The sequence below is a fragment of the Paenibacillus faecis genome (assembly GCF_008084145.1).
Classification (GTDB): domain Bacteria; phylum Bacillota; class Bacilli; order Paenibacillales; family Paenibacillaceae; genus Fontibacillus; species Fontibacillus faecis.
This window is the reverse complement of sequence record NZ_VSDO01000005.1, coordinates 15,484-36,902: the sequence shown is the minus strand read 5'-3', so window position 1 is coordinate 36,902 and position 21,419 is coordinate 15,484. Positions and strand designations below refer to the sequence as shown.

The following is a 21,419-nucleotide window of genomic DNA, read 5'->3' as shown; positions in this document are numbered from 1 at the left end:
TAGCTCAAATATATAACTAAAAAAGAGAGCCGACATTCGGCTCCCCCTCACTCAACTTTGTTGGAATAACGTAGCTGTCAGCTTGTCTTTTTCGCACAAAAACATATACAGGATTCCTTCGCCGTACTCCTCCAATTCACTCCAATCCAGTTGAGCGATGAAGTGCATGCTCTCGCCGCAGCAAGGGCAAGCCGGATACTCCGCCTCCTGAATCCAACTCGGATGCCCGCCAATTTGGGAATTCGTCTGGGTCAAGCCCCAAACCGCCGCATGGAAGATGGAACGCGGCTTGGTTTCCAACTCAAGGAACGGCCCGGAGTTCAGATATTCTTCACCGTAATCTCCCAAATCGATCTCCGGCATATATCCCGGCCTTTCATTGTACTCGCTCCAGCTTGCGACTCCCCGATCATCCAGCTTCATAAAAATCGTGCTGTAGCAGCCGCACCTCATACAGGTTTTAAAATGCAACCGTTCCTGCCGCAAGGACAAACCCGAGATAGAGGGATGATGGGTATCTAGGTTAATAAGAGCCGTCAGCTTACCGCCGCACCAAGGGCAGTCGTCTCGATCCTGCAGCAAAAACTTGCCGGGTTCCCCGCTATCAAGTACTGCCGCGGACGGCTCCTTCTTCCTCAGGATTGCATAGGCGGGGGTTCGAATCAGGTCCACCCGCGTCCCGTCTTGGCCGAGCTCCCATCCGGCCGCGTATGTATATTGTTCCGGAGGAACAGGCAGCTCTTCCGCCCAAGAAGGGGGATCTTCCCTCCACTCCTGAAACCGGGTTACCACTACCGCATCACCAATCCAGCTTAAAGCCGGCAGGAGGAAATCGAGATTTTCAACGTCCGATTCCAGTTGTTGAAGCAATCGATCCCGCACCTCCGGTCCGGCATCTTTAAACAGGATCGCGGGATAATACATCCCGTGCTCCATAAGTTTGGGCAGAGCGCGCGAAATATTATATCCTCCGTAACAGACCAGAGAAGATAATAGTTCCCTACACATCTCCTCATCTCCGGAGACTAATTGTTCCAGCGCCTCATCAAGTATTTTGCCCGCTTCCGCTTCCGTTAAAGATACAAATAACGCCTCATTCCTTACATTTGTCATCGGCTTACCTTCCTTTACTTCTTCTCTATTGCAACCCGTATTCCATTATAATCCAACCCCTGGAAATAAGCCTCAGGGACAAGGCGGAAATTTGCAATTCAGGACCAACGCCCTGCTTGATTTATGATAGAATGGTCATGCTATATCGAAATGACTTAAAGAGAGGAACGTCCCACATTGGCACAATTGTTTTACAAATATGGAGCGATGAACAGCGGCAAATCGTTCGAAATTTTGAAGGTGGCCCACAATTACGAGGAACAGAACAAACCGGTCTTGATCTTTACGTCCGCGTTGGATAACCGGGATGAGGTCGGCTATGTGTCATCCCGCATCGGATTGCGCCGGGAAGCGATTCCCATCGATGAAGATACCGACATTTTCGGCATCGTTCAGAAACATACCCCGAAGCTCTATTGCGTTCTGATCGATGAATGCCAATTTTTAAGCGAAGGCAGCATTCGGCAACTGGTGCGTATCGTCGACGAGCTGGATATCCCGGTCATGGCGTTCGGACTGAAGAACGACTTCCAGAACCAGCTTTTCGAAGGGAGCCGGCAACTGCTCATTTATGCGGATAAAATCGAGGAAATGAAAACGATCTGCTGGTTCTGCGCGCGGAAAGCCACGATGAACCTGCGGGTGGAGAACGGCAAGCCCGTATACACCGGCGAGCAAATTCAAATCGGAGGCAACGAATCGTATTACCCGGTATGCCGGAAATGCCATGCGAATCCTCCGTTGTAGGGTTGGTTTTGTTTGGGGTTTTAGCCAGTTGAGCACGCGAAGCGTGCGAAACAACAAACCCACCTGTTATACGGGTGGTGTAGTGATGCTTGTAGCAAAAAACCACCTGATTGAGCATAGGAGTGTTCAAGCTACTATGTATAACGAAGGAAAAGGTGGGCTAATGGAAGTGATATGTCACATTATAAAGAGGCGCCTAGTGTGCTTCCAAGCTTCCAACTCCAAAAAGATGCAAATCTGCAGGTATTTAAGCCGATTCCCAAGGGAATGCGAAAAAAGATGCAAATCTAGGAATTTCCAGCGTTTTTAGAGAAACAAGCCGGTTTCGTCGAAAATTCCTGCAGATTTGCAGGTATTTAGAAATTTTGAGTCCAAACAGGAAAAAAGCATGCAGATATGCAGGAATTTTATGTTATCAAGGTTGTCTGACGGAGGGACTAGTAATAATGCACCCCTTCAGGGGTAGGCAAATGCAGCAACGGCATAGTAGCTTGAACGTAGCGAAAGCTCGCACCTTTAGACGCGAGCCGGTAATAAAGACTTATAGCCTTAGAGCAAACCTCCCGTTCACACGGGTGGTTTTGATTTTTTGGGGTTGCCCGCGGTATTAACGGGATAATCTCCCGCTGCTTTACCGCGGCCGTGCCCGCCGGGTGCTCATAAATCGAACCCCAAATCTGTTTTACGTTTTTGATTTAAACTATATAAACCATATGTTACGCTGTAATCCGTCCAAAACGAGGGGGAATGTACAGTCGGAGTCTCTACTAATGGAAGTGAAAAGGGCATCTTCATCCCCGGTAATACGCCAAAAACGCGGCTTGTCTTCATACCGGACTGTAAACGCGCGACTTCAACGTCATCCTTTTGTTGCGAAGGTCCGTCGCAGACGGTATGACGGTACCCGATTTCCCCGTTCTCCTGAATCGTGACTAATTGGGACATGCTTTCAACGGATGTCGGATCTATGGCCGCATTTTGGCGAATATCGTCGTCAAAATATTTTTTAACCTTGTCTACGATCTGTTTGGCGTAAGCTGGATCCGAGTTCATTCTCTCTTGAACCGCCGGATGTATGATAACAACGTGCAGACCGTTTGGTATTTTCTCCAAATCTTGTTGCACCCAAGGTTCATAGCCTGAGGCCAGACGAGTTTTGGGCTTCCACGAGCTTAATTCATGGATTGTATTTTCATCAACCGTGTCCTTAAATAGCTTGGATGTGGGGAAGTCCAGTCTCTCCCAGTATTTAAACCGGGACGCGTCCAATACATGATATTTCAGATCAGGATAGATTTCTTTTAAACTGTGCTCAGCGCTAACGAATGGAGTATTGTCATTTGCTTTTTTCAAAGCGGCACCCATTAACTCCCGAAAGTCGAACCCAAACCTCGAATTCTCAGTTGCATTACTCGGGTAATTAAGCGCATTCAGATATTCCCTTGCTCCAACCCCATATATATTCACTTCACTTGCCTCCTTATTTCGACAACCTTGTTATGTCATCAACTCCTATGTACTACTAATATGTATCGGCTAGATTCCAAAATTTATGATATGGGTCCACTAAAAATTTCCTGCCTTCATCGGTTGCTGAGCATGATCCTACTCTCTAAGCTTGGAGCTATTCCTCGTATGTCTATCCTTCACGACTCTACATTGAAGCTTCAGTTGGGCGGAAGGGGGCGAAATGGGCGAAACGGGTTTGACTCGGCTAGCTCACTTCTACCGTAACGGAAGCCATAGCGGCTATTTTGTCCTTCAAGCTATTTTTGGCCCACTAACCGGACGCAATAGCCCCTATTCAGGTAAATGCAGGTCATTTTGTCGGGGAAAAGCAGGAATAGGCGCTATGATTTCCGTTAGATTTTCAAAAGTGCCGATTTTTGCAAAATAGCAACTATAGTTTCCGTTAGTCTGGCATTTTCCGTTAGCCTCGCGGCCTCCGTCGGAGCTTCCTAACTTCCGCTGAGCAACCGCTTATGGCCCAAGGAGCGGACCCGCTTGCCGCATCCCCATACCGCTGCTATCTCAGCTTCCCGCAAGCTTCACGTTGCCGATCACAAATCGGCTTTCCGGCAACGCCGGCATCCGGGACAGCTTGAGCGTCAAATCCTGCTCGGGAACCGTGTAAGAGATGCGGTTCACCAGAAAGTCCAGGCTCACTTTCATCAGATCGATCGTGAGCCACTCCCCGGCACAGCGGTGCCCGGTATAATGATCCCCGCCGCCTTGGGGGATCAAGTCAAACGGACCGCCCTCCCAGAAGCGGAAGCGCTCCGGACGAAAGGACTCCGGGTCCACCCAGAGCGAAGGGTCCCGGTTGGTGCCATAAACGTCCAGCAGAACCATCGTCCCCTCCTTAAACTCGCAGCCCCGCCAGACAAAATCCCGGCTAACCTCCGCTCCAAGCAGCGGGGTGAACGGGTAGAATCTGCGGACTTCCTGTACAAACCATTGGGCATACTCCCCGGCCCCAGCCCCGGCCTCAGCCCCATTTCCATAGGCCTTCCCGTTTCCGTACGCCTTCATTCTCAACTTATCCGCACAGGCAGGATAGTCATGCAGCGCCAGGGCCGCGAACATGACATACCAGCTGATTGCGACGATCGGCCGCACAATGTTAATGAGCTCTACAGCAGCCACCTTGGCATCCAGCAGTTGCCCATCCAAGCCCCGGTGCCAGGCCATCGCATGCGCCGCGGTATCCTCCGGCACCTGACGCAGGCCACCTCGGATCTCTCCGATCAGTTCGGCGATACGCCGTTCCGCTCTGGCACGGGCTTGTCTTCCCCGCCGATGCCGCAGCCCGACGGCGCCAAACGCATCGATCATGTCGATGTATTCCTGGCCGCGTTCCCGCACCTCGTCTTCTTCTAAAGGTACACCGGCCCATTGGTGGGCGGAACGGCAAAATACATCCCTCGCCTCGTCGAACAAAACCACCGATTCTCTCCCTATCCAGCGATTCGCGGCCTCCAGCCAAGCCTTCTCCGTTATCCCCTCCAGCTGTTCCAAACGCTCCGGCGTCATCAAATCCATGAAAAGCCGCTTCCGGTGGGCATGCTCCTGACCATCCAGCGTCTGCACGCCCTGCTGGCCAAACAAAGACTTTTGAATCCGCTTCGGAATCGCGCCCCGCCGATGAAAGCGGTCGGTATCGTAAAACAGTCTGGCCGCTTCCTTGCCCCCCATACATATGGCCGGCTTGCCAAGCAGGCGGGTCTCAAATATGTCGCTGCCAAACTCCTTGCGTCGATTGAAAATAAACTCGTAACCTTCATTCAATAGGGCCACGCTGCTATCCAGCGTTTTTTCATGCGGTACGGACTCGTGCTCAAACTCACTCACCTTGACAGTTCTCCCTTCATGGCATCGCTTTTCTATATCTTTACCGCTTTCTGCCATCCGGTAATCACGGTCCTCCAAAATCTGTTCTTGGCGATTAAAAATTCATACGCCTCCGTCCTTTAGGTTCACGTTCCCGCCGGGACCTGACAATCCGCTTTACCTTCCCGTTTGTCCGCTTGCTCGGCTGCGTTTTGGGCATCCCACGTTTCAGCCAGCAGCAGCACATAATCTAGCGATTTTTGCAAATCGAGCATTTCCCTAGTGAATACATACTTCCGGTCGTCCAGCAGCGCGAACACCTCGATCTCGCCGGGCGGTTCGCCGTAAGCGCTGTGCCAGAACACATGAGCGGTGTGGACGAAAGCTTTGACAAGCTCCTCATTGTTTTCTACTAAAAACTTCTGCACCTTGACTTGATGCGGGCCCAACCGGCTTGGCCAAACCGCCTGAAAAATGACGGACAAATGCCTGTCCAGCTCCTTCACCTTCGTTTCCCAGCTTTCGTACAACGCCAGAGGATACTCGTAAATCAACTCCCCCGTGATTCGCGTCAATTGCGCCACAATGACGTTATAAACCTGCCAATAATGTAGCGAATCCTTAAATGTGGCCTTACTGCGCGGCCAGCGCCGGTTAAGCAGCACTTGAATCGGCGTATGAATCCGAACGGCCGGTTCCAAGGTAAAGTAATCGTGGATCGCATGCCCCACGGCATATTGTACGCGATGCTGCCACGTTACTTTGAGTTTAGCGGGTTCACGGCTTCCCGAGTCTGTCTGCGATCGGAGCCATTCCTCCAATACATAATCGACAATGCGCTTCGTCATTTCTTGGAAACGGCCTCCAAGCTTCGGGCGAAATTCACGCCGAATTCCCGGCACAGCCCCTTCTCTTCGGGACTCGGCCCATACTCCACTTTCAAGCTGTCCTGAACGATGGAGGCGCCGAGCTTCCTCAGTCTTCCCTCCAATTCGTCCACGGCTCCGCAGTATAACCGGTAAGTTGTATCGCCGCTTCCAAAGACGGCAGCCGGGCCGCCCTGAAGCCGAATGTCCTCCAACTCATCCGCGAAATCCGTAAATTCATCGGGCAGCTCTCCGTCCCCCCAAGTGTATGTCCCAAGCAGGTATCCGTCGTATTCCAACAGGAGAGCCGCACTGCAATCCTCCACCATCTTCAAGTCGGCTGCAACTCCGGTGTCACGGATTCCTTCGGCGATCAGTTCGGCCATTTCTTCCGTGTTGCCGGTCAAACTGGCATAGACAATGATGATCTTGCTCATATCCCTCATCCCCTTATGGCGACTAAAATTGATATCAGAAGTATAATTGATAATGATTATCATTGTCAATTGAGAAAATAGATGCACAAAACCCGCCCAGCGTCTCTGCAGACTTGGAGCGGGTTTCTTTTTCGTGCGCCAACGTGTTTTCAGTCCATATCGTAAATCGTTCCGACCTTCAGTCCGTATAGCTCGTTGTAGATTTTCTCGGCGTAGGCGTCCGTCATCCCGGCGATATAATCGATGATCATATGCTCCCAGGTCCAGATCGGATCTCTCCGCCGCTGGTCCCGGTCGAATCTGCGCAGCCAGTCCCCGGGAATGATCGATTTCGAGGTGACCGGGTCGACAAAGGCGTCCCAGAGCCTTTTGATGATCCAGGCGCTCCGCTTCTGGAGCCGCTGCACCCGCAGGTCCCGGATCATAGTGACCCACGCGAAGCTCTTCAGGACGCTGACGGTCCGCAGCATATCTTTGTCTTCCCGCCCCTCTTTGACGAACGTGACTTTTTTCCAGTTCCCGTCCTCCACAACGCCCAGGCTGCCCACAAACAAGCTGACCCAGTAAGCCTTCACTTCGCGGCGGGTTCGCGAGTAATCATGGTCGCAGATCGGCATTTTGGCATTCCAAATGTTCAAAAAAGACGTGAGCACCTCTTCCACCTTGACCCGAATTCCCTCCGGCGCCCACCCCTCCCAGAAGAAATCGTCCAACGTCAAAATTTTCTCCACGATCAGACGCTGAATATGCGAATCGAACAAAAAGTGCTCGTGGACTTCAATTTTTCCGGCTTTGATGCCGTCTTCGAGATCATGAGCGGAATAAGCGATATCGTCGCACAGGTCCATCAGTTGGGCTTCGAATGTCTTCTTCCCGGCCGGCATCCCCCACAGGTCCCGGATATGGGAAATGTACTGCCATTCGTGGCGGTACAGTCCCTTCACGTTTTCCGTGCCGGGGAAAGGATATTTGTTCGTGCCGAGCAGGACGGCGTCGGACAAGTTCAGCCCGTCGATATTCTCGCGCTTCTCCAGGAACATCATCAGGCGGAAGTTGTGGGCATTGCCTTCAAAATGCTCATATTTATGCCGCATCTCCCGCCGAATCGCCTCCTCTTCCTCCGGCGCCGCGTTCCGGTTTTGCATCGTCTCCCGGACTTTCTCGTCGATGAGGTTATTCAGAATGTGCTGAAGCACCTCTTCCCCTTTGTGCCCGAAGGGAGGGTGGCCGAAATCATGGGAAATCGCAGCGCATTCCACGACTTCGGGATCGATAATCAGGCCCGGATGCTCCGCCGCTTCCGCCGATAGGGCCGGATAAGCCCGCAGCAAGCTGCGCGCCGCTTCCCTGGCAATTTGCGCGACCTCCAGCGAATGGGTCAGTCGTGTGCGATAATAATCGCCGGTGCCGGCGCCAAAGACCTGCGATTTCCCTTGAAGCCGCCGAAAGGTCGGCGAATGGATCAGCCGCGAATAGTCCCGCTCGAACGTTGCGCGGTTCGTTTCATGCCCGATATTATCGGGATACTGCCGGTGTTCTCTCAATTCCTGAATATTCATGCTGCGCACTCCTTTTCTCTATATCAATGTCAATTACGCTGTTATGGGTGATGTACAATACCTGCCTTATGCTATTGTAGCTCCCAACGAAGCTGGCTTAAAGCCATGATTTGTACATTTTTTTGCATATTCCTATATTTTAATCCGGATACGAACAACCTTATTTACTTGATCGCCGTATTCGGGCTCAGCCGAACCGTCCGGTTTACCCCGGAACAACGTTAAAGAAGCTTTGGCTTAGTAAGCCAAGGCTTCTTTTTTTAGATTTAAACTAAACTTAAACCCGGTTATATCCGTCGTATGATAAGATAGTACAATCGAGAATCTGATGATACGGAAGGTGTTTTACCGATGATGAAGTCTTATCTGTTTCCCATATCCTATGCCTTTATGGCGTTTCCATTCGCGGCGCTGCTGTTTACGCTGCCTTTTCTTGTGGTTCAATACCGCCGGCACGGCTATATCAACAAAGTCCGCGCGTTCGTCTTGTACCTGTTCCTTCTCTATTTGATGAACGCGGTGTTTCTGGTCATGCTGCCGTTTCCGTCGACCCGCCACAACGCTCCGCTCCCCGGAGGAGCCGTTCAAGGGATTCCCTTCAATTTTATCCAGGACATTCTCAGGGAAACGTCGATCGTCAAAGGACAGCCGTCCACGTATTGGAGGCTCATAAAAGAACGGGCTTTCCTTCAGGTCGTATTTAACGTCATCTTGACCGTGCCGTTCGGGATGTTCATCCGCTACTATTTCCGCTCCGGGCCGCTCCGGTGTTTGCTGCTGTCCTTTCTGCTGTCCTTATTCATTGAAATCACGCAGCTAACCGGGATCTACGGCGTGTTCGATCATCCCTACCGGGTGTTTGATATCGACGATCTGATGGCCAACACGTTGGGCGGCATGATCGGTTTTCTCGCCGCGGAATGGCTGTCCGGGCTGCTCCCCAGGATCGAACACCTGGACAAAAACGTCGACCTTGCTACCAAAAGAGTCTCTTACACACGGCGCGGTCTGGCGTGGATGTTTGATATTTTCCTCTGCGTTATCCTTACGACCATATGCTATAAGTTGGGGATCCCGGGGGCCTATCTCGTGGGGACGGGGCTGTATTTTATGCTGCTCCCCTATCTGACCGGCGGCTGCACGTTCGGCAAATGGCTGGTGCGAATCCGGCTGACGGCCGTGATACCGGAAACCGGACAAAACGCGAACTCATCCGGCTTCGCGGAGACATTGAAAAGCCTCTGGACGAAAGAGGGGCATTCCGAATCCGTCACTCTGTTTGCGCTTATGGTCCGTTACGGCTTGCTTTATTGGGTAATCATCGGACTGAATTATACGGTTGTGCTGGCTCCCGGATCGCTGGGCGGATTTTTGAGATGGGTGGCGGCCATGTTCGTCCTCATCCTGGACGGTTGGTTCTTCATCCATTTCGTCAAACATTTACTCCAAAAGGACTCTATGCTGTTCTATGAAAAAATGAGCGGCACCCACCATCGGATTCTGATTAAGCAGCCTGCCGCCGAATCCGACGCCGAAAAAAAGTAAATTCTAAAAAACGCCCCTTCCCAAAAAGGAAGCGGGCGTTTCTTGTCCTGCAGTTATGTACGGATTTTCGGATTTTAAAACACGTTATCCAGATAATAAGACGATCCAGGTTCGAAGTAATTTTTGGCGATTTTCAAGGAAAATCTTTCGCATTTGACGATCCAGTGACCGGTTACGATATAGTTCCGAATGACCTCGTATTCTCCCCGATCCAGTTCATCCTCGAACTGCCGGATAATTTCTTCGGGATCCCCTTGCCTGGCCAATCGCTTATAAATAATATGTTTCTTCGGATTCAGGACGCGGGATACCAGCCGATACGCCACAACCAAAAACCAGGCGACGAGCAGAACAAAAATCAGAAGCATCATCGAAGCACCAATGTAAAAATCCCGTGTCGTATCCAGCACAAAGGGATAATTCGGATTGTTCCCGATATCCGGACTCTCCTTGAAATAAGCTTCCATCATCGCATCCATGCCGGTCAAATTCCCCCTGAACCGGAGTTCATCCTTGCGGATGGCGCCCGAATCGGCTTTAAAAAACATATAGCTTCCGTCGATTTTGACCAGTCCGTACTCATACATCGCCTTTCTGATCCCATGGAAACGGTATTCATCCACCATAACCGGTTCGGAATAGCCGTCGATCGCTTCCGACAAGTCCACGAGCCGGTTGGACCAGTCCCCATTCGTTTGAAAGTCCCTTAATTCCTCTGCGGAAACGGCCACCGGTTTCTGGAAGACGCCCGCAATCATCCTTCTGTTATGTAGAGAAAATCCCACCACCAACAGGAAAATCAGGATTACGACAACAAAAAGATTCCGGTTTGTCCGCTTCATCGCTCGTTCAATAAACCCCATCCATTCACCCCCTTTCCAAATGGCATGCATGACAAAAACCAACTGTAAGGGAGATTCCACAATTTGTCAATGTCAACCGTTGGGGGAGGAAAAGTCAGGCTTGATCTCCAGAATTACAGGGCAGTGGTCGCTCCCCATGATATGGCAGTCGATTTTGGCGTCCGCCAGATACGGTGTCAGCCGTGCCGAGGCCAAAAAGTAATCGATGCGCCATCCGACATTCCGCTCCCGCACTTTGGGCATGTACGACCACCAGCTGTAGACATTTTCCCGGTCGGGATAAAAGTGTCTAAACGTATCGACAAAACCGGATTCAAGCAATTGCGTCATCTTCCCGCGCTCTTCAAGCGTAAACCCGGAGTTCCCCTCATTCGATTTCGGATTCTTCAAATCGATTTCCCGATGGGCTACGTTCAGATCGCCGCAGACGATCACCGGTTTGCGGCCGTCCAGTTCCATGAGAAAGCTGCGGAAGCGGTCCTCCCATTCCAGCCGATAATCCAGGCGCGTCAAATCGCGCTTGGCGTTCGGCGTGTAAACGTTGACCAGATAAAATTCCGCATACTCCAGAATGACCAATCTCCCTTCGGGTTCTTCATTCTCTTCCATCCCGTAGCGGACCGAGAGCGGTTTGATTCGGGTAAAAACCGCTGTGCCGGAGTAGCCTTTTTTCTGCGCGTAATTCCAATACTGCTCGTATTCTTCTCCAAGCTCCAGCGAAATCTGCCCTTCCTGCAGCTTGGTTTCCTGAACGCAAAAAATATCCGCGTCCGCCTCTTTGAAATAATCGTAAAAGCCTTTATTCACACAGGCTCTCAGCCCGTTGACGTTCCACGAAACCAGCTTCATGTCTCTCTCCCTGCCGGGGTACAGCCTTAGCTTGTCCCCCTGTTTTTATAAAAATTTTACCCTTTGTCCGAAAAGACCGTCAATCCAAGAAAAAAGCCGCCCGAGTGGCGGCAGAATAACGAAGGCCGAAATTTCGGCCCTAACACGATTGGGGATTGTGATTGGAGATTAGCGAGCAGCCTTGCCCCGCTTAACAACCTCGGCCTCGTACATCTTTACTTCCGTCCCGAGGACGAACGCCGGCGGCAGTTTCCCGCGGTTTTCCTTATGGCCTTGGATATGAGCGTCGCTCTTCTCCCAATTTTTCCAGGCCTCCTGGGATTCCCAGCGAATGATCACCACGACTTCTTCTTCCTCTTTGCTTCTGGTATTCACCATCACGCTGACGTCGATTAGTCCGTCCATTTCATGCAACGGGCTCGGTTCACTGAACCGGGCGACCACTTTGTCGCTGTTGCCCTTTTCAACCCGTATCGTTCTTGTCATAACAAACAAGGATAACGCCTCCTTATAGTAACAAACCCATCACGTTCCAGTTTAATTGATAATAATTATCATTGTCAATCAGTGAAGCAAGTTTGGTTTGTACCGTGCTTTATGAACAACATCACATTTTTTAAACCCGGCCCGTGCTACGATAATGGCATTGTTCTCAATATTCAAAGTTTTGAATATACGAAGTTATGGATACAAGGGAGGGGCTTATTCGATGGACGTGAGTTTGCAGCAATTCAAGGCCGAATTTTTCAAAGCGCTTGCCCATCCGATGCGGATTCGTATATTGGAGGTTCTGTGCGAAGGAGAACGCAATGTCAACGAGCTTCAGACAATCCTCGGTTCCGAAGGCTCGGCCGTATCCCAGCAATTGTCCGTGCTTCGGGCCAAAAACCTGGTCAATACGGTGAAAGAAGGCACAACGGTCGTCTACTCCCTCCGCGATCCTTTGATCAAGGAGTTGCTGGCGGTGGCCCGGCAGATCTTCGACAATCATTTGGTGGAATCGATCTCCTTGCTTGAGGGGATCCGGAAAGAGAAGTAAGAATAAGTGTTTTCAACAACATACGGAAAAGAAGGGCTAGGAAAATGAAATGGACAGGTCGGTTTAGCGGGTATCAAGCGGGGGACTTACGCCGGGATCTGATCTCGGGATGCATCGTGGGAATTGTGGCGATTCCGCTCGGCATGGCGTTCGCCATCGCCTCGGGAGTGAAGCCCGAGTATGGGCTTTATACCACCATTGTTGCCGGTATACTTATTTCACTGCTGGGGGGATCCAGGTTCCAGATCGGCGGACCGACCGGCGCATTTATCCCCATTCTGCTGGCGATCGTGCTTCAGTACGGTTACGAGAACCTGCTGATTGCCGGGTTTCTAGCAGGGGTGATGCTGCTGCTGATGGGGCTCTTCCGGCTCGGGGCCTTGATCAAGTTTATTCCGCGCCCCGTGACGATCGGCTTTACCGCAGGGATCGCCGTCACGATTTTTAGCGGGCAAATCGCCGGTTTTTTGGGGCTTGAAGGTGTCGGACGGCATGAATATTTCCATGAAAGCATGCTGGACATCGCCCGCCGGCTGCCTACCCTGAATGTCTTCAGCATCTTGACGGGATGCGTCTGTCTGGCCGCGTTGCTGATCACGCCGAAGATCCTGCCGAAAGTGCCCGGGTCGCTGATCGGCATCATCGTATCCACCCTGGCCGCGACCTGGCTTTATCCGGGTGAAGTCGCGACGATCGGCTCCGCTTACGGCGCGATTCCCGGCGGCCTGCCTCGCCTCCATCCCCTTGACTTGTCGTGGGATCATATCGGCAGCATGCTGCAGCCGGCCCTGATCATCGCGATGCTCGGGAGCATCGAGTCCCTGCTGTCGGCCGTGGTCGCCGACGGAATGACGGGGACCCGCCATAACAGCAACCGGGAGTTGATCGGCCAAGGCATCGCGAACATCGTGACCCCGTTCTTCGGCGGCATACCTGCCACCGGGGCGATCGCCCGGACGGCCACGAATATCCGGAACGGAGCGGTGTCGCCTTTTTCCGGCATCATTCATGGGGTCGTCGTGCTTCTGGTCGTAGCGGCATTCGCACCCTATGCCTCGAATATTCCGCTGGCCGCCATGGCGCCGATTCTGATGATGGTAGCCTGGAATATGAGCGAGCGCAAATCGTTCGCCAAGCTGCTTCGGACGCGGACCAGCGACACCTTCATTCTGGTGGTCACCTTTTTGCTGACCGTGTTCACCACACTTACGACAGCCGTGGAAATCGGGCTCGTTCTCGCCGTTCTGTTCTTCCTTAAGCGAATGAGCGAAATGCTGACCGTGGATAAAGTCCTGCCGGATCCCGCCTCCAGCAGAAAGAAAGTCAGTGCCCATACCGTTACCGAGGAGCATGACTGCCCTCAGGTCTCTATCTTTACGGTAAACGGACCTTTGTTTTTCGGGGCCTCCCAGACCTTTGCCGATTTCGGCGCCCGCCTGGAGCGCCGGGATTTGCGTGCCGTCATTTTCCGCATGAGCCAGGTTCCCTTGATGGATACGACAGGGGAAGCCAATTTCGCTTCGCTCGTGAAATGTCTGCAATCGGCAGGGGTCGCCGTCATCGTTACCGGCCTTCGCCACCAGCCGCACCGGTTGCTTCAGAAGACCGGTGCCCTAGAACTCATCGGAGAGTCGCATTTGTTTGAGCATACCGGCGAGGCCATTGAATATGTGCTGGGTATGTTGGATAAGGACAAATGCCTCGGATGCCGCCATTTCGCCTTCAGCGAATGCGCGGGATTCTGCGGCCTGGCCGCTGCGCCTGCTTCCCCAACGGCTGCGGCGGCCGCAAAGGCGGCGGAGCCGGCATTCGGGCAGCAGCGGCCCAAGCCCTCGCTGCATTAGTATGCCATACGCAAAATGAGCATTTAACCTGGCTCCGTCCGCCCCCTAACTCCGGTTAGGGAACAGACGGAGCTTTACTTTTTTCCGGCATTCGGTTATGTTAATTAATAACTGATTAGTTAGTTATAAATTTGAATGGACGGGGGTCCAAATCATGCTTACCTCCAAAGGCGAAGCGAGCAAGAACAAGCTGCTGGCCGCGGCGGAGCGGCTTTTTGCCGACAAAGGCTATCACGCCGCCACCGTAAGTCAAATCGTGAAAGCCGCCGGGCTTACGCAGGCCTCTTTTTATCAGTATTTCAAGAGCAAGGACGAAATCCTGCAGGAATTGCTCAGCCAATTTGCGGAGCAACTGCGTCCTTTTACCGATGCGGGACGCGAAGCGGGGAACAGGCCGCCCGATCAGCTGGAGACATTCGTCATCCAAGCCTTTACGGGTCTGTTCGAGCTTCTCGGTCAGAACGCCAATCTTACCCGGATTGCGCTGCTTGAGTCGGAGGAAGGGGCTTCCTTCCGGGAATCCATCGTCCGGCAAATCAGCGGCAATATGATTCGAAATCAGCAGGCCGGGATCGTCCGCCCCGATGTGGATCCCGAGCTGGCCGCGGAGTCGGTGGTCGCCTCGGTGGAGCGCCTGATTTACAAATACGGGACTGCCGGAGACAAGACCGCGGCGGAAATGGGCGAACAACTGGGACGTTTGTTCCTGAACGGCATCTTACTTCACCCGGCGAGTCCTGTTTAAGCCATGGGGGTGATTGCGTGAGCCTATTGAATTTTTTAAACGAACATATTCAACTGGTCAGCCTGTTCTGGCTGTTCCCGGTAACTTTCCTGTTCCATGACTTTGAAGAACTGCTCACCGTAGAGAACTGGGCCGTCCGGCATCGCGACCGTCTCGACAGCACTTTACCCGACTTCTTCAAAAAGATGCTCGCATCTTCCCTTCGGATAAACACGCTCCATTTCGCCAAAGATGTGTTTGCGGTTTATACGATGATTGTCGTCGCAACGGGACTGGCCGTCTTTTTTCAAGTCTATCTGCTCTTCCTGGCGGCCCTCCATCTCTACTTTCTTCATGTTTTCACCCATATCGGGCAAGCTCTATATTTAAAAAGTTATACTCCCGGCGTCATCACCGCCGTCTTTCCCGTACTGCCTTATTCGCTCTACGCCTACTACCGTTTGCTTTCGGAAGGCGTCGTGGACCCCGGGAACTTGATCCAAGCTTTAATCTTAATGCTGGTCATCGTCCCGGTCGCTCTGTTTCTACTGATCAAGGGAAGAAACCGCTGTGCCGACTAAGCCCCCTCCGCCATAGCGGCCTTTTCCTTTTGGGGCACTGTGCCGCCCGGCTTCAAAGGGAAGCTGGCGCTGTCAAATGAAATCATAACACCTGTCCAACGGGTGGTTTCCTGCATATGTGCATGTTTTTTTCTTGTTCAGAGCCCAAAATTTCAAAATTCCTGCAAATCTGCAGGAATTTTTGACGAAACCGGCTCGTTTCTCTAAAATCGCTGGAAATGCCTGCAGATTTGCATCTTTTTTCGAATTCCCGCGGGGACCAGCCAGAAATGCCTGCAGATTTGCCTCTTTTTGGAGTTGGAAGCTTGGAAGCAAGCACACTAGGCGCCTCTTTGTATGTGACATATCACTTTGATTAGCCATTCAGCCACCTTTTCGTTATGCACAGTGGCTTGAAACCTCCTATGATAACGCCCCCAACATTAGCTGTTTTTTGCTTCGCACGCTTCGCGGGCTCAACTGGCTAAAGCCCCAAACTTAAAAGAGCCCGTGTCTTTTATGACACGGGCTCCTCGCATCTCGCCAAGGAATTATGCCGCAGCCGGTTCTTCGGAAGAGTCTGGACCCTCGGAATCACCGGATTTTCCTCTTGGAGATTCAGAATTATTATTCGATGAATTGGGGGCCGGGTCGGCAGATTCCAAAGTTGAGGCTTGGGGCGCTCCTGGCCGAATATCGCCATTCCCGTTGTATGTCCATGTTCCGGCGTTGAAGAAATAATTTCGTTGGTTGTTGCTGTCCCAATTCGCTTTTCCGTCGCTAAAGCAAGCTTCCAAACGCGAAGCCATTCCGATATCGATGGTCAGCTTGCTGTATTCCGCTACCTCGGACGGCTCCATGGCCACCCCCGGCGCAGTCGTCCAGCTTTCGCCTTCCGGTCGGTAATGAATAAACGGCGTGGTAAAGCCGTGTTTGTAGTAGACCGTCACCTTGTTGCCTCCGCTTCCGGCCGGCTCTGTGGTCACTTCCACCCTGTCGCTGGCCGACGACTCGTTGCCCGCGGCATCGTGCGCTTTTACCGTGTACTGATAAGCCGTCTCAGGCGTCAGCCCCGTATCCGTAAACGTTGTCCTCGAAGCGCTGCCTACCTTAGCATTGTTGCGGTAAATGTCATACCCGGTTACCGCTACATTATCGGTAGACGCGTCCCAACTTAACGTCACCGTCGTATCGGTAGTCCGGTCGGCTCTCAATCCACCGGGAGCCGTAGGCGGCTCCGTGTCGCTAACCCCGTCCGGATTCGCTTCATGCCAGGTTCCGTCGTACCACCCTTCCGAGGTTCTTACGAATCCTGGCTGCCCTTGTCCGGGATTCTGCCTGCCGCGGCTGTCCCGGAAAATCAACGTCGCACTGTCGACGCCATCGATGGTGTAAGCATACCACTCTCCGCTCTCCTTGATCATCGCAGGAGACGTCACCCAAGTGGGCTCGGTTACCTTCGGAATGGTGTCGTAATAATACAATTGCGGCGCTCCCCAGTCGGCCGGCTTCTTGAAGTGGACCGTCAAACCGCTGTTGGGGTCTTTTTTGGTATATTTATACTCTTGCAGGGAGGAACCGTGTTGATTTTCGGCATATAATCGCAGCATGGCCGAATCGCCAAACTCCATCGCTTCGCCGATCGTAATCTCCGTTCCGTCCGTGTAGCTGATCCCTTGTTTGGGATCGCTTCCGTCCAAGGTATACTTTCCGCTTTCGGCTTTATTGACATGCAGTTTGATGTCCAAAGTCTCGGTTTTGAAGCTGCCCCCTGCGGGAGAAGCGGATACGGCCGGCAAATCGGATTCCTTGATCTGCTCGATCAAGATGAGTCCATGGGCTCCCGGCGTGAGTGTGGCGACACCTCCGCTTACCAAGGTTTCGGCCCCGGTATAGGCATCCCTGACGGTGGTTCCGTCCGGAAACACGGACGCCACGTTCACCTGGGTAGTCCCCGAAGCGCCTATGGCGACTACTACCTTGTCGGTGATCCCGTCTTTTTCATAAGTGCGCTTGAAGGTGTAGGGACTGTCGGCAATTTTGGCATGGCTCCCAGCTCCTACGGCAATATGTTGATTCCGGAATTGGCCTACCTTCTGCCAATGCGAAAGTACATTCTGATTGAGCTGATTCCAGTTCATGGAAGAGCGCGTCCCCTGTTGGGGATCCGAGCCGGTATCTCCGAAGGCCCTCGCCGCCTCGTCTCCATAGAACGTTTTCACTCCGCCCGGCAACAAAAGAAGCGCCGTGCCGGCCTGAATTAACCCTCCCCGATCGTACAGCTTAGTATCGTGCGAGGAAATATAGCTTAATACGTTAAACTCGGGATCGTTATTGATCTTGGCGGCGTAATCGGCATAGATGCTCTCCAGGGAGTTTAGGTTCGCCCCCTGAAAGGAGAAATTAATGATGGAATCGAAGCCGTTGTTGAAATACTCGCTTTTGCCTACCCCATGCCCCCAGACTTCGCCGGTCATCCAAAAAGAATCGTTCCAATCGGCACCGGGTTTATCCGGATTGTTTTGTCTCCATCTTTTCAGGGCCGCATCGCTTTCATTCTTGAGCTGTTTCCACCTGTGAAGCTCCACATGCTTGGCCGTATCCGCCCTAAATCCGTCAATGCCAAACTCCTCCACCCAAGCCGCCAGCCACTTGATGACATAATCGGCCGGGGGAAGGCCCAAATCCTTACGCAGGTTTTTGGCCGAAGGAATGATCCACGGCTCGTATCCGGCGGTTTCTTTGCTCCATTTTGTTTTCAGCAGAGGAGGGAGCCCGATATTGTCCGTCACGTTCGTGCGAAAATCAGGTAGATTTCCTACACATTGCGTCAGATCGCTGCCTCCGCAGCTCTCATAGCCGGCGATGCCCGCCCGAACCCAACCTCCCCACCATGCGGCCCAGGCCGAAGCGTCGTTATAATTTACGTTATCGTGAAAGCTGTGCCAGGTTTGACCGCTTCCCGGCGTCCAGCCGGCCCCTATATTGTTGCGGGCGCCGAAGCCGTATTCCTCCATGTCTTTCAGGGTTCCGTAGCCCGGGTGGTTCAAAACGACGTCCAAAATGACCCGGATCCCTTTTTCATGCGCGGTATCCACGAATTCCCGCATATCTTCAACGGTGCCCATGTTTTTATCCATCATGGTAAAATCAAGCGCATAGTAACCATGGTACCCATAATGGGCGAAGTCCCCGCCGGTCCCGCCACCGACCCAACCGTGGATCTGCTCGTAAGGGGCCGTGATCCAAATCGCATTGGTCCCCAGCTTCGTGAAATATCCTTCATTCAGCTTCTCGGTCAGCCCCTTGAGGTCACCTCCATGAAATGTGCCGATATTCTTGCCGGTCGCATCGCGAGTAGGTCGGCCATAAGCGTTATTATTGCTCGGATCGCCATCCTTAAAACGATCGGTTATTACAAAGTAAACGTTTGCATTTTCCCAGCTGAATGTAGCCGGTCCGGTAGGACCCTCCGTCTCCGTAATCTTCTCCGCTGAAGCGCCCGGCCTTGCCTCAGAAGCATCCGCATACTGAACCGGTAAAACCTGCGAGCCAAAGAATATCGTAATCAGGAATATAAAACTGAGAAAAAATGACGCACACCTGAGGGTCTTTTTCTTCACGCGTTTACTCCTTTCAAAATAAATATTTTTCGTGCAAACGTTTGTATTTTTTTCAAAAATACACTCTTCCAAACAAGATTTCTTTCTTATCCATTGGAATATGAGGAAGTGCAAACGTTTGTTTTTTGAGACATACTCACCTCCTTCTGTTCAACTTGCAGCTCCGCAAAACAAAATCATTTTGTAAGCACTTACAACATTAATGTTGTTAATTTTGTTTAATATTGGGAGTTGCTACCTGGATTGTATCAGATCCCCTCACACATGTATACCCTGTTTTTATATAGCCAATTTCTTCAGCCCATCCGGGTCATTTTTTACCCGGTTGTTTAAAAACTCCCTCTTTGGTTAATAGTAATCGACAAGCAAATTAAACACATAAGAGGTGATACGAATGGGTTTCTTATGGTCCTTAATTATCGGTGGCATTATCGGTTGGCTGGCAGGGTTAATTATGGGCAGAGATATTCCCGGCGGCATCATCGGTAATATCATTGCAGGCTTCATCGGTGCTTGGCTGGGCAGCCTGATTCTGGGCAACTGGGGTCCGGTCATCGGGGATTTCTACTTCATCCCGGCTCTGATCGGTGCCGTCGTGCTTGTATTTATTGTCAGCCTGATTATGGGCTCAATGAGACGCGGGCGCTCGTAACTTAATGCGAAATAAACCCAAAAAGAACCGCCGAATGGGCGGTTCTTTTTGGTGCTGCCGCCTCCTCAGGAAGCCGGGTCTTCCCGGTATTCCGACGGCGTCATGCCGGTGACCTTTTTGAACACCTGTGTGAAATAACGGGGATCTTGATACCCGACGAGCGGGGCGATCTGGTACACTTTGACCTGACTGTTCTTCAAAATATATTTGGCTTTCTCGATTCGGCACTGCGTCAAGTACTCGAGAAAAGTGTATCCCGTGACCTGTTTAAACAGCATGCAGAAATGGCTGATGCTCAGATCGGCCACTTCCGCCACTTCCTCAATGCTGAGATCTTTATGATAATGGTTGGCGATATATCCCTTCGTCTTGTCGATCATGCTCTGGATATGTTCTTTCGGCTGAGAGTCCCTGCTCTCCCTGATCCATTTACCGAAATTCAGTTTTAGCAGTCCCATCATCTCGTTCAAAGTATCCATCGAATGCAGTTCCTGCAAAATTCCCTCCAGCGACCACTCCAGCAGCAGCTTCATATGCTCGAATTCCCGGTACAGCACCACCGTCAGCTCCACAATCATGCGTTCCGCGGTTTCCTTGGAGAACGCCTGAGCTTCCAGATAACCCCTCGTCTCGTCCAGCAGAGCGATCAGGCGCTCGTCGTCCAACGTCCGGACCGCATCCAGCATCCCCGATTCCAAATGCTTCGGATATTTCGCTTCGCGCGTCGCTCCGAGCTCGGGGACCGGCTCGACGAAGACCCCTTCCCTGTCGCTGTAGAACCGCTGATACAGCGCTCTGGCCGCGCTCTGGTAGGCTTCGCTCAATTGGCCGATCCCCTTCGCCGTCTGGCTGAAGCCGATGGAACAGGACAGCTTCGTATTGACTTTGATCCGGTGAATAATGTCCCGGCCCAGGTTTTCCCTCCGCTCGCTCATCGCCGCCGGAAACAGCATGACCCATTCTCCGCTGTGAAAAGGAAACACCGTCAACGCCCCCTGGGCGATCGACCATTCGCTTAAAATATTGCGGATCGCGAACAGCCACAGCCTTCTTTCTTCCATGGACCATTGGTTGTACAGCTTCAGATAGTGGTCCAGCTGCAGCACGGCCACCATATAATCCTCCTGAAGCTCGCTGTTCTCCAGCCATTTCATATGCCGCAGATGGCTTTCACTGTGATTGCCTTCGATCAATTCGGCAAACATCCGCTCACGGGCGAGCATCGACAACATTTGCACGGAATGAAGCAGCTTATCGTTCTCCATTTGCTTTTCGAGCGTCTTGATGGCACGTAAGATCATTTGAATCAATTCATCGTGGTCGATCGGTTTAAGCAGGTAATCGAAGGCTCCTTCCCGCAGCGCTTCCCTGGCATATTCGAACTCCCCGTAACCGCTGATAAAGATAAACAGGCGCTTCGGATTCTCCGCCATGACTTCCTTCATCAAGCTGATTCCGTCCAGCCCCGGCATGCGAATATCGCTGATAATCATATGCGGAGACAGCTCGCGGACCAGCCTGAGCGCCTCTTCTCCGTTTCTCGCTTCCCCAGCGATTTCCAGATTCAGCTCATCCCAGGGAATCGCCACCTTCAAGCTTCGCAAAATAATCGGCTCGTCATCGACGAGAATCACCCGATACTTTGCTTCTTTGGATTCCATAGAGCAC

18 protein-coding genes are annotated in these 21,419 nt (G+C 52.1%); 7 read left to right on the top strand and 11 right to left on the bottom strand.

The window, feature by feature from the left end; all coding sequences use genetic code 11:
* Positions 1 to 51: 51 nt before the first annotated feature.
* Positions 52 to 1,113, bottom strand: coding sequence for a DUF1963 domain-containing protein (locus FRY98_RS21830; RefSeq protein ID WP_148456077.1), 1,062 nt, complete (start codon positions 1,111 to 1,113; stop codon positions 52 to 54).
* Between the two features lie 177 nt (positions 1,114 to 1,290).
* Between FRY98_RS21830 and FRY98_RS21825 the strand changes: the two genes are divergently transcribed.
* Positions 1,291 to 1,860 carry a thymidine kinase gene (locus FRY98_RS21825; protein WP_148456074.1) on the top strand — a complete coding sequence of 190 codons (570 nt, stop codon included), beginning with the start codon at positions 1,291 to 1,293 and terminating at the stop codon, positions 1,858 to 1,860.
* 657 nt (positions 1,861 to 2,517) lie between these two features.
* Here the strand turns inward: FRY98_RS21825 and FRY98_RS21820 are convergent.
* The 5 genes from FRY98_RS21820 to FRY98_RS21800 all read right to left on the bottom strand — a co-directional run bounded on the left by FRY98_RS21820 (position 2,518) and on the right by FRY98_RS21800 (position 8,052).
* Positions 2,518 to 3,327 (bottom strand): hypothetical protein, encoded by an 810-nt coding sequence (locus FRY98_RS21820; RefSeq protein ID WP_148456071.1) that lies wholly within the window; start codon positions 3,325 to 3,327, stop codon positions 2,518 to 2,520.
* Positions 3,328 to 3,891: 564 nt separating this feature from the next.
* Positions 3,892 to 5,211, bottom strand: a complete 1,320-nt coding sequence (locus FRY98_RS21815; RefSeq protein ID WP_225038780.1) for a CYP152 family fatty-acid peroxygenase CypC — start codon at positions 5,209 to 5,211, stop codon at positions 3,892 to 3,894.
* 125 nt (positions 5,212 to 5,336) lie between these two features.
* Entirely contained in the window at positions 5,337 to 6,038 is a 702-nt protein-coding gene (locus FRY98_RS21810; RefSeq protein WP_148456065.1) for a hypothetical protein, read from the bottom strand.
* Positions 6,035 to 6,493 carry a flavodoxin gene (locus FRY98_RS21805; RefSeq protein WP_148456063.1) on the bottom strand — a complete coding sequence of 153 codons (459 nt, stop codon included), beginning with the start codon at positions 6,491 to 6,493 and terminating at the stop codon, positions 6,035 to 6,037. Before FRY98_RS21805 ends, FRY98_RS21810 begins: the two co-directional genes overlap by 4 nt.
* A 149-nt stretch (positions 6,494 to 6,642) precedes the next feature.
* A complete protein-coding gene (locus FRY98_RS21800) occupies positions 6,643 to 8,052 on the bottom strand; it encodes a deoxyguanosinetriphosphate triphosphohydrolase family protein (RefSeq protein ID WP_148456060.1) in 1,410 nt (469 codons plus the stop codon).
* Between the two features lie 351 nt (positions 8,053 to 8,403).
* On the opposite strand from FRY98_RS21800, the gene FRY98_RS21795 reads away from it, so the two are divergent.
* Complete coding sequence (locus FRY98_RS21795) at positions 8,404 to 9,597, top strand: VanZ family protein (RefSeq protein WP_148456057.1); 1,194 nt, start codon at positions 8,404 to 8,406, stop codon at positions 9,595 to 9,597.
* A gap of 74 nt (positions 9,598 to 9,671) precedes the next feature.
* Here the strand turns inward: FRY98_RS21795 and FRY98_RS21790 are convergent, their stop codons facing one another.
* From FRY98_RS21790 to FRY98_RS21780, 3 genes are all read right to left on the bottom strand, one after another.
* A complete protein-coding gene (locus tag FRY98_RS21790; protein ID WP_148456054.1) occupies positions 9,672 to 10,460 on the bottom strand; it encodes a hypothetical protein in 789 nt (262 codons plus the stop codon).
* Between the two features lie 72 nt (positions 10,461 to 10,532).
* A complete protein-coding gene (locus FRY98_RS21785) occupies positions 10,533 to 11,309 on the bottom strand; it encodes an exodeoxyribonuclease III (RefSeq protein ID WP_148456051.1) in 777 nt (258 codons plus the stop codon).
* A gap of 168 nt (positions 11,310 to 11,477) precedes the next feature.
* Positions 11,478 to 11,804: an antibiotic biosynthesis monooxygenase gene (locus FRY98_RS21780; RefSeq protein WP_148456048.1), complete on the bottom strand. Its 327-nt coding sequence runs from the start codon at positions 11,802 to 11,804 to the stop codon at positions 11,478 to 11,480.
* Between the two features lie 214 nt (positions 11,805 to 12,018).
* On the opposite strand from FRY98_RS21780, the gene FRY98_RS21775 reads away from it, so the two are divergent.
* The 4 genes from FRY98_RS21775 (at position 12,019) to FRY98_RS21760 (ending at position 15,497) form a co-directional block, all read left to right on the top strand.
* Positions 12,019 to 12,348, top strand: coding sequence for an ArsR/SmtB family transcription factor (locus FRY98_RS21775; protein WP_148456045.1), 330 nt, complete (start codon positions 12,019 to 12,021; stop codon positions 12,346 to 12,348).
* A 44-nt stretch (positions 12,349 to 12,392) separates the two neighbouring features.
* On the top strand, positions 12,393 to 14,192 hold the full coding sequence (locus FRY98_RS21770) for a SulP family inorganic anion transporter (protein WP_148456043.1): 1,800 nt from the start codon (positions 12,393 to 12,395) through the stop codon (positions 14,190 to 14,192).
* A gap of 154 nt (positions 14,193 to 14,346) precedes the next feature.
* On the top strand, positions 14,347 to 14,937 hold the full coding sequence (locus FRY98_RS21765; RefSeq protein WP_148456040.1) for a TetR/AcrR family transcriptional regulator: 591 nt from the start codon (positions 14,347 to 14,349) through the stop codon (positions 14,935 to 14,937).
* A 17-nt stretch (positions 14,938 to 14,954) separates the two neighbouring features.
* Entirely contained in the window at positions 14,955 to 15,497 is a 543-nt protein-coding gene (locus tag FRY98_RS21760; protein ID WP_148456037.1) for an HXXEE domain-containing protein, read from the top strand.
* A gap of 530 nt (positions 15,498 to 16,027) precedes the next feature.
* On the opposite strand, the gene FRY98_RS21755 is transcribed toward FRY98_RS21760, so the two are convergent.
* Complete coding sequence (locus tag FRY98_RS21755; protein ID WP_148456034.1) at positions 16,028 to 19,099, bottom strand: alpha-amylase family glycosyl hydrolase; 3,072 nt, start codon at positions 19,097 to 19,099, stop codon at positions 16,028 to 16,030.
* A gap of 394 nt (positions 19,100 to 19,493) precedes the next feature.
* On the opposite strand from FRY98_RS21755, the gene FRY98_RS21750 reads away from it, so the two are divergent.
* The gene (locus tag FRY98_RS21750; RefSeq protein WP_148456031.1) at positions 19,494 to 19,751 is read left to right on the top strand and encodes a GlsB/YeaQ/YmgE family stress response membrane protein; all 258 of its coding nucleotides are present in this window, start codon (positions 19,494 to 19,496) and stop codon (positions 19,749 to 19,751) included.
* Between the two features lie 65 nt (positions 19,752 to 19,816).
* Here the strand turns inward: FRY98_RS21750 and FRY98_RS21745 are convergent, their stop codons facing one another.
* Positions 19,817 to 21,412 (bottom strand): response regulator, encoded by a 1,596-nt coding sequence (locus tag FRY98_RS21745; protein ID WP_148456028.1) that lies wholly within the window; start codon positions 21,410 to 21,412, stop codon positions 19,817 to 19,819.
* Positions 21,413 to 21,419 lie beyond the last annotated feature (7 nt).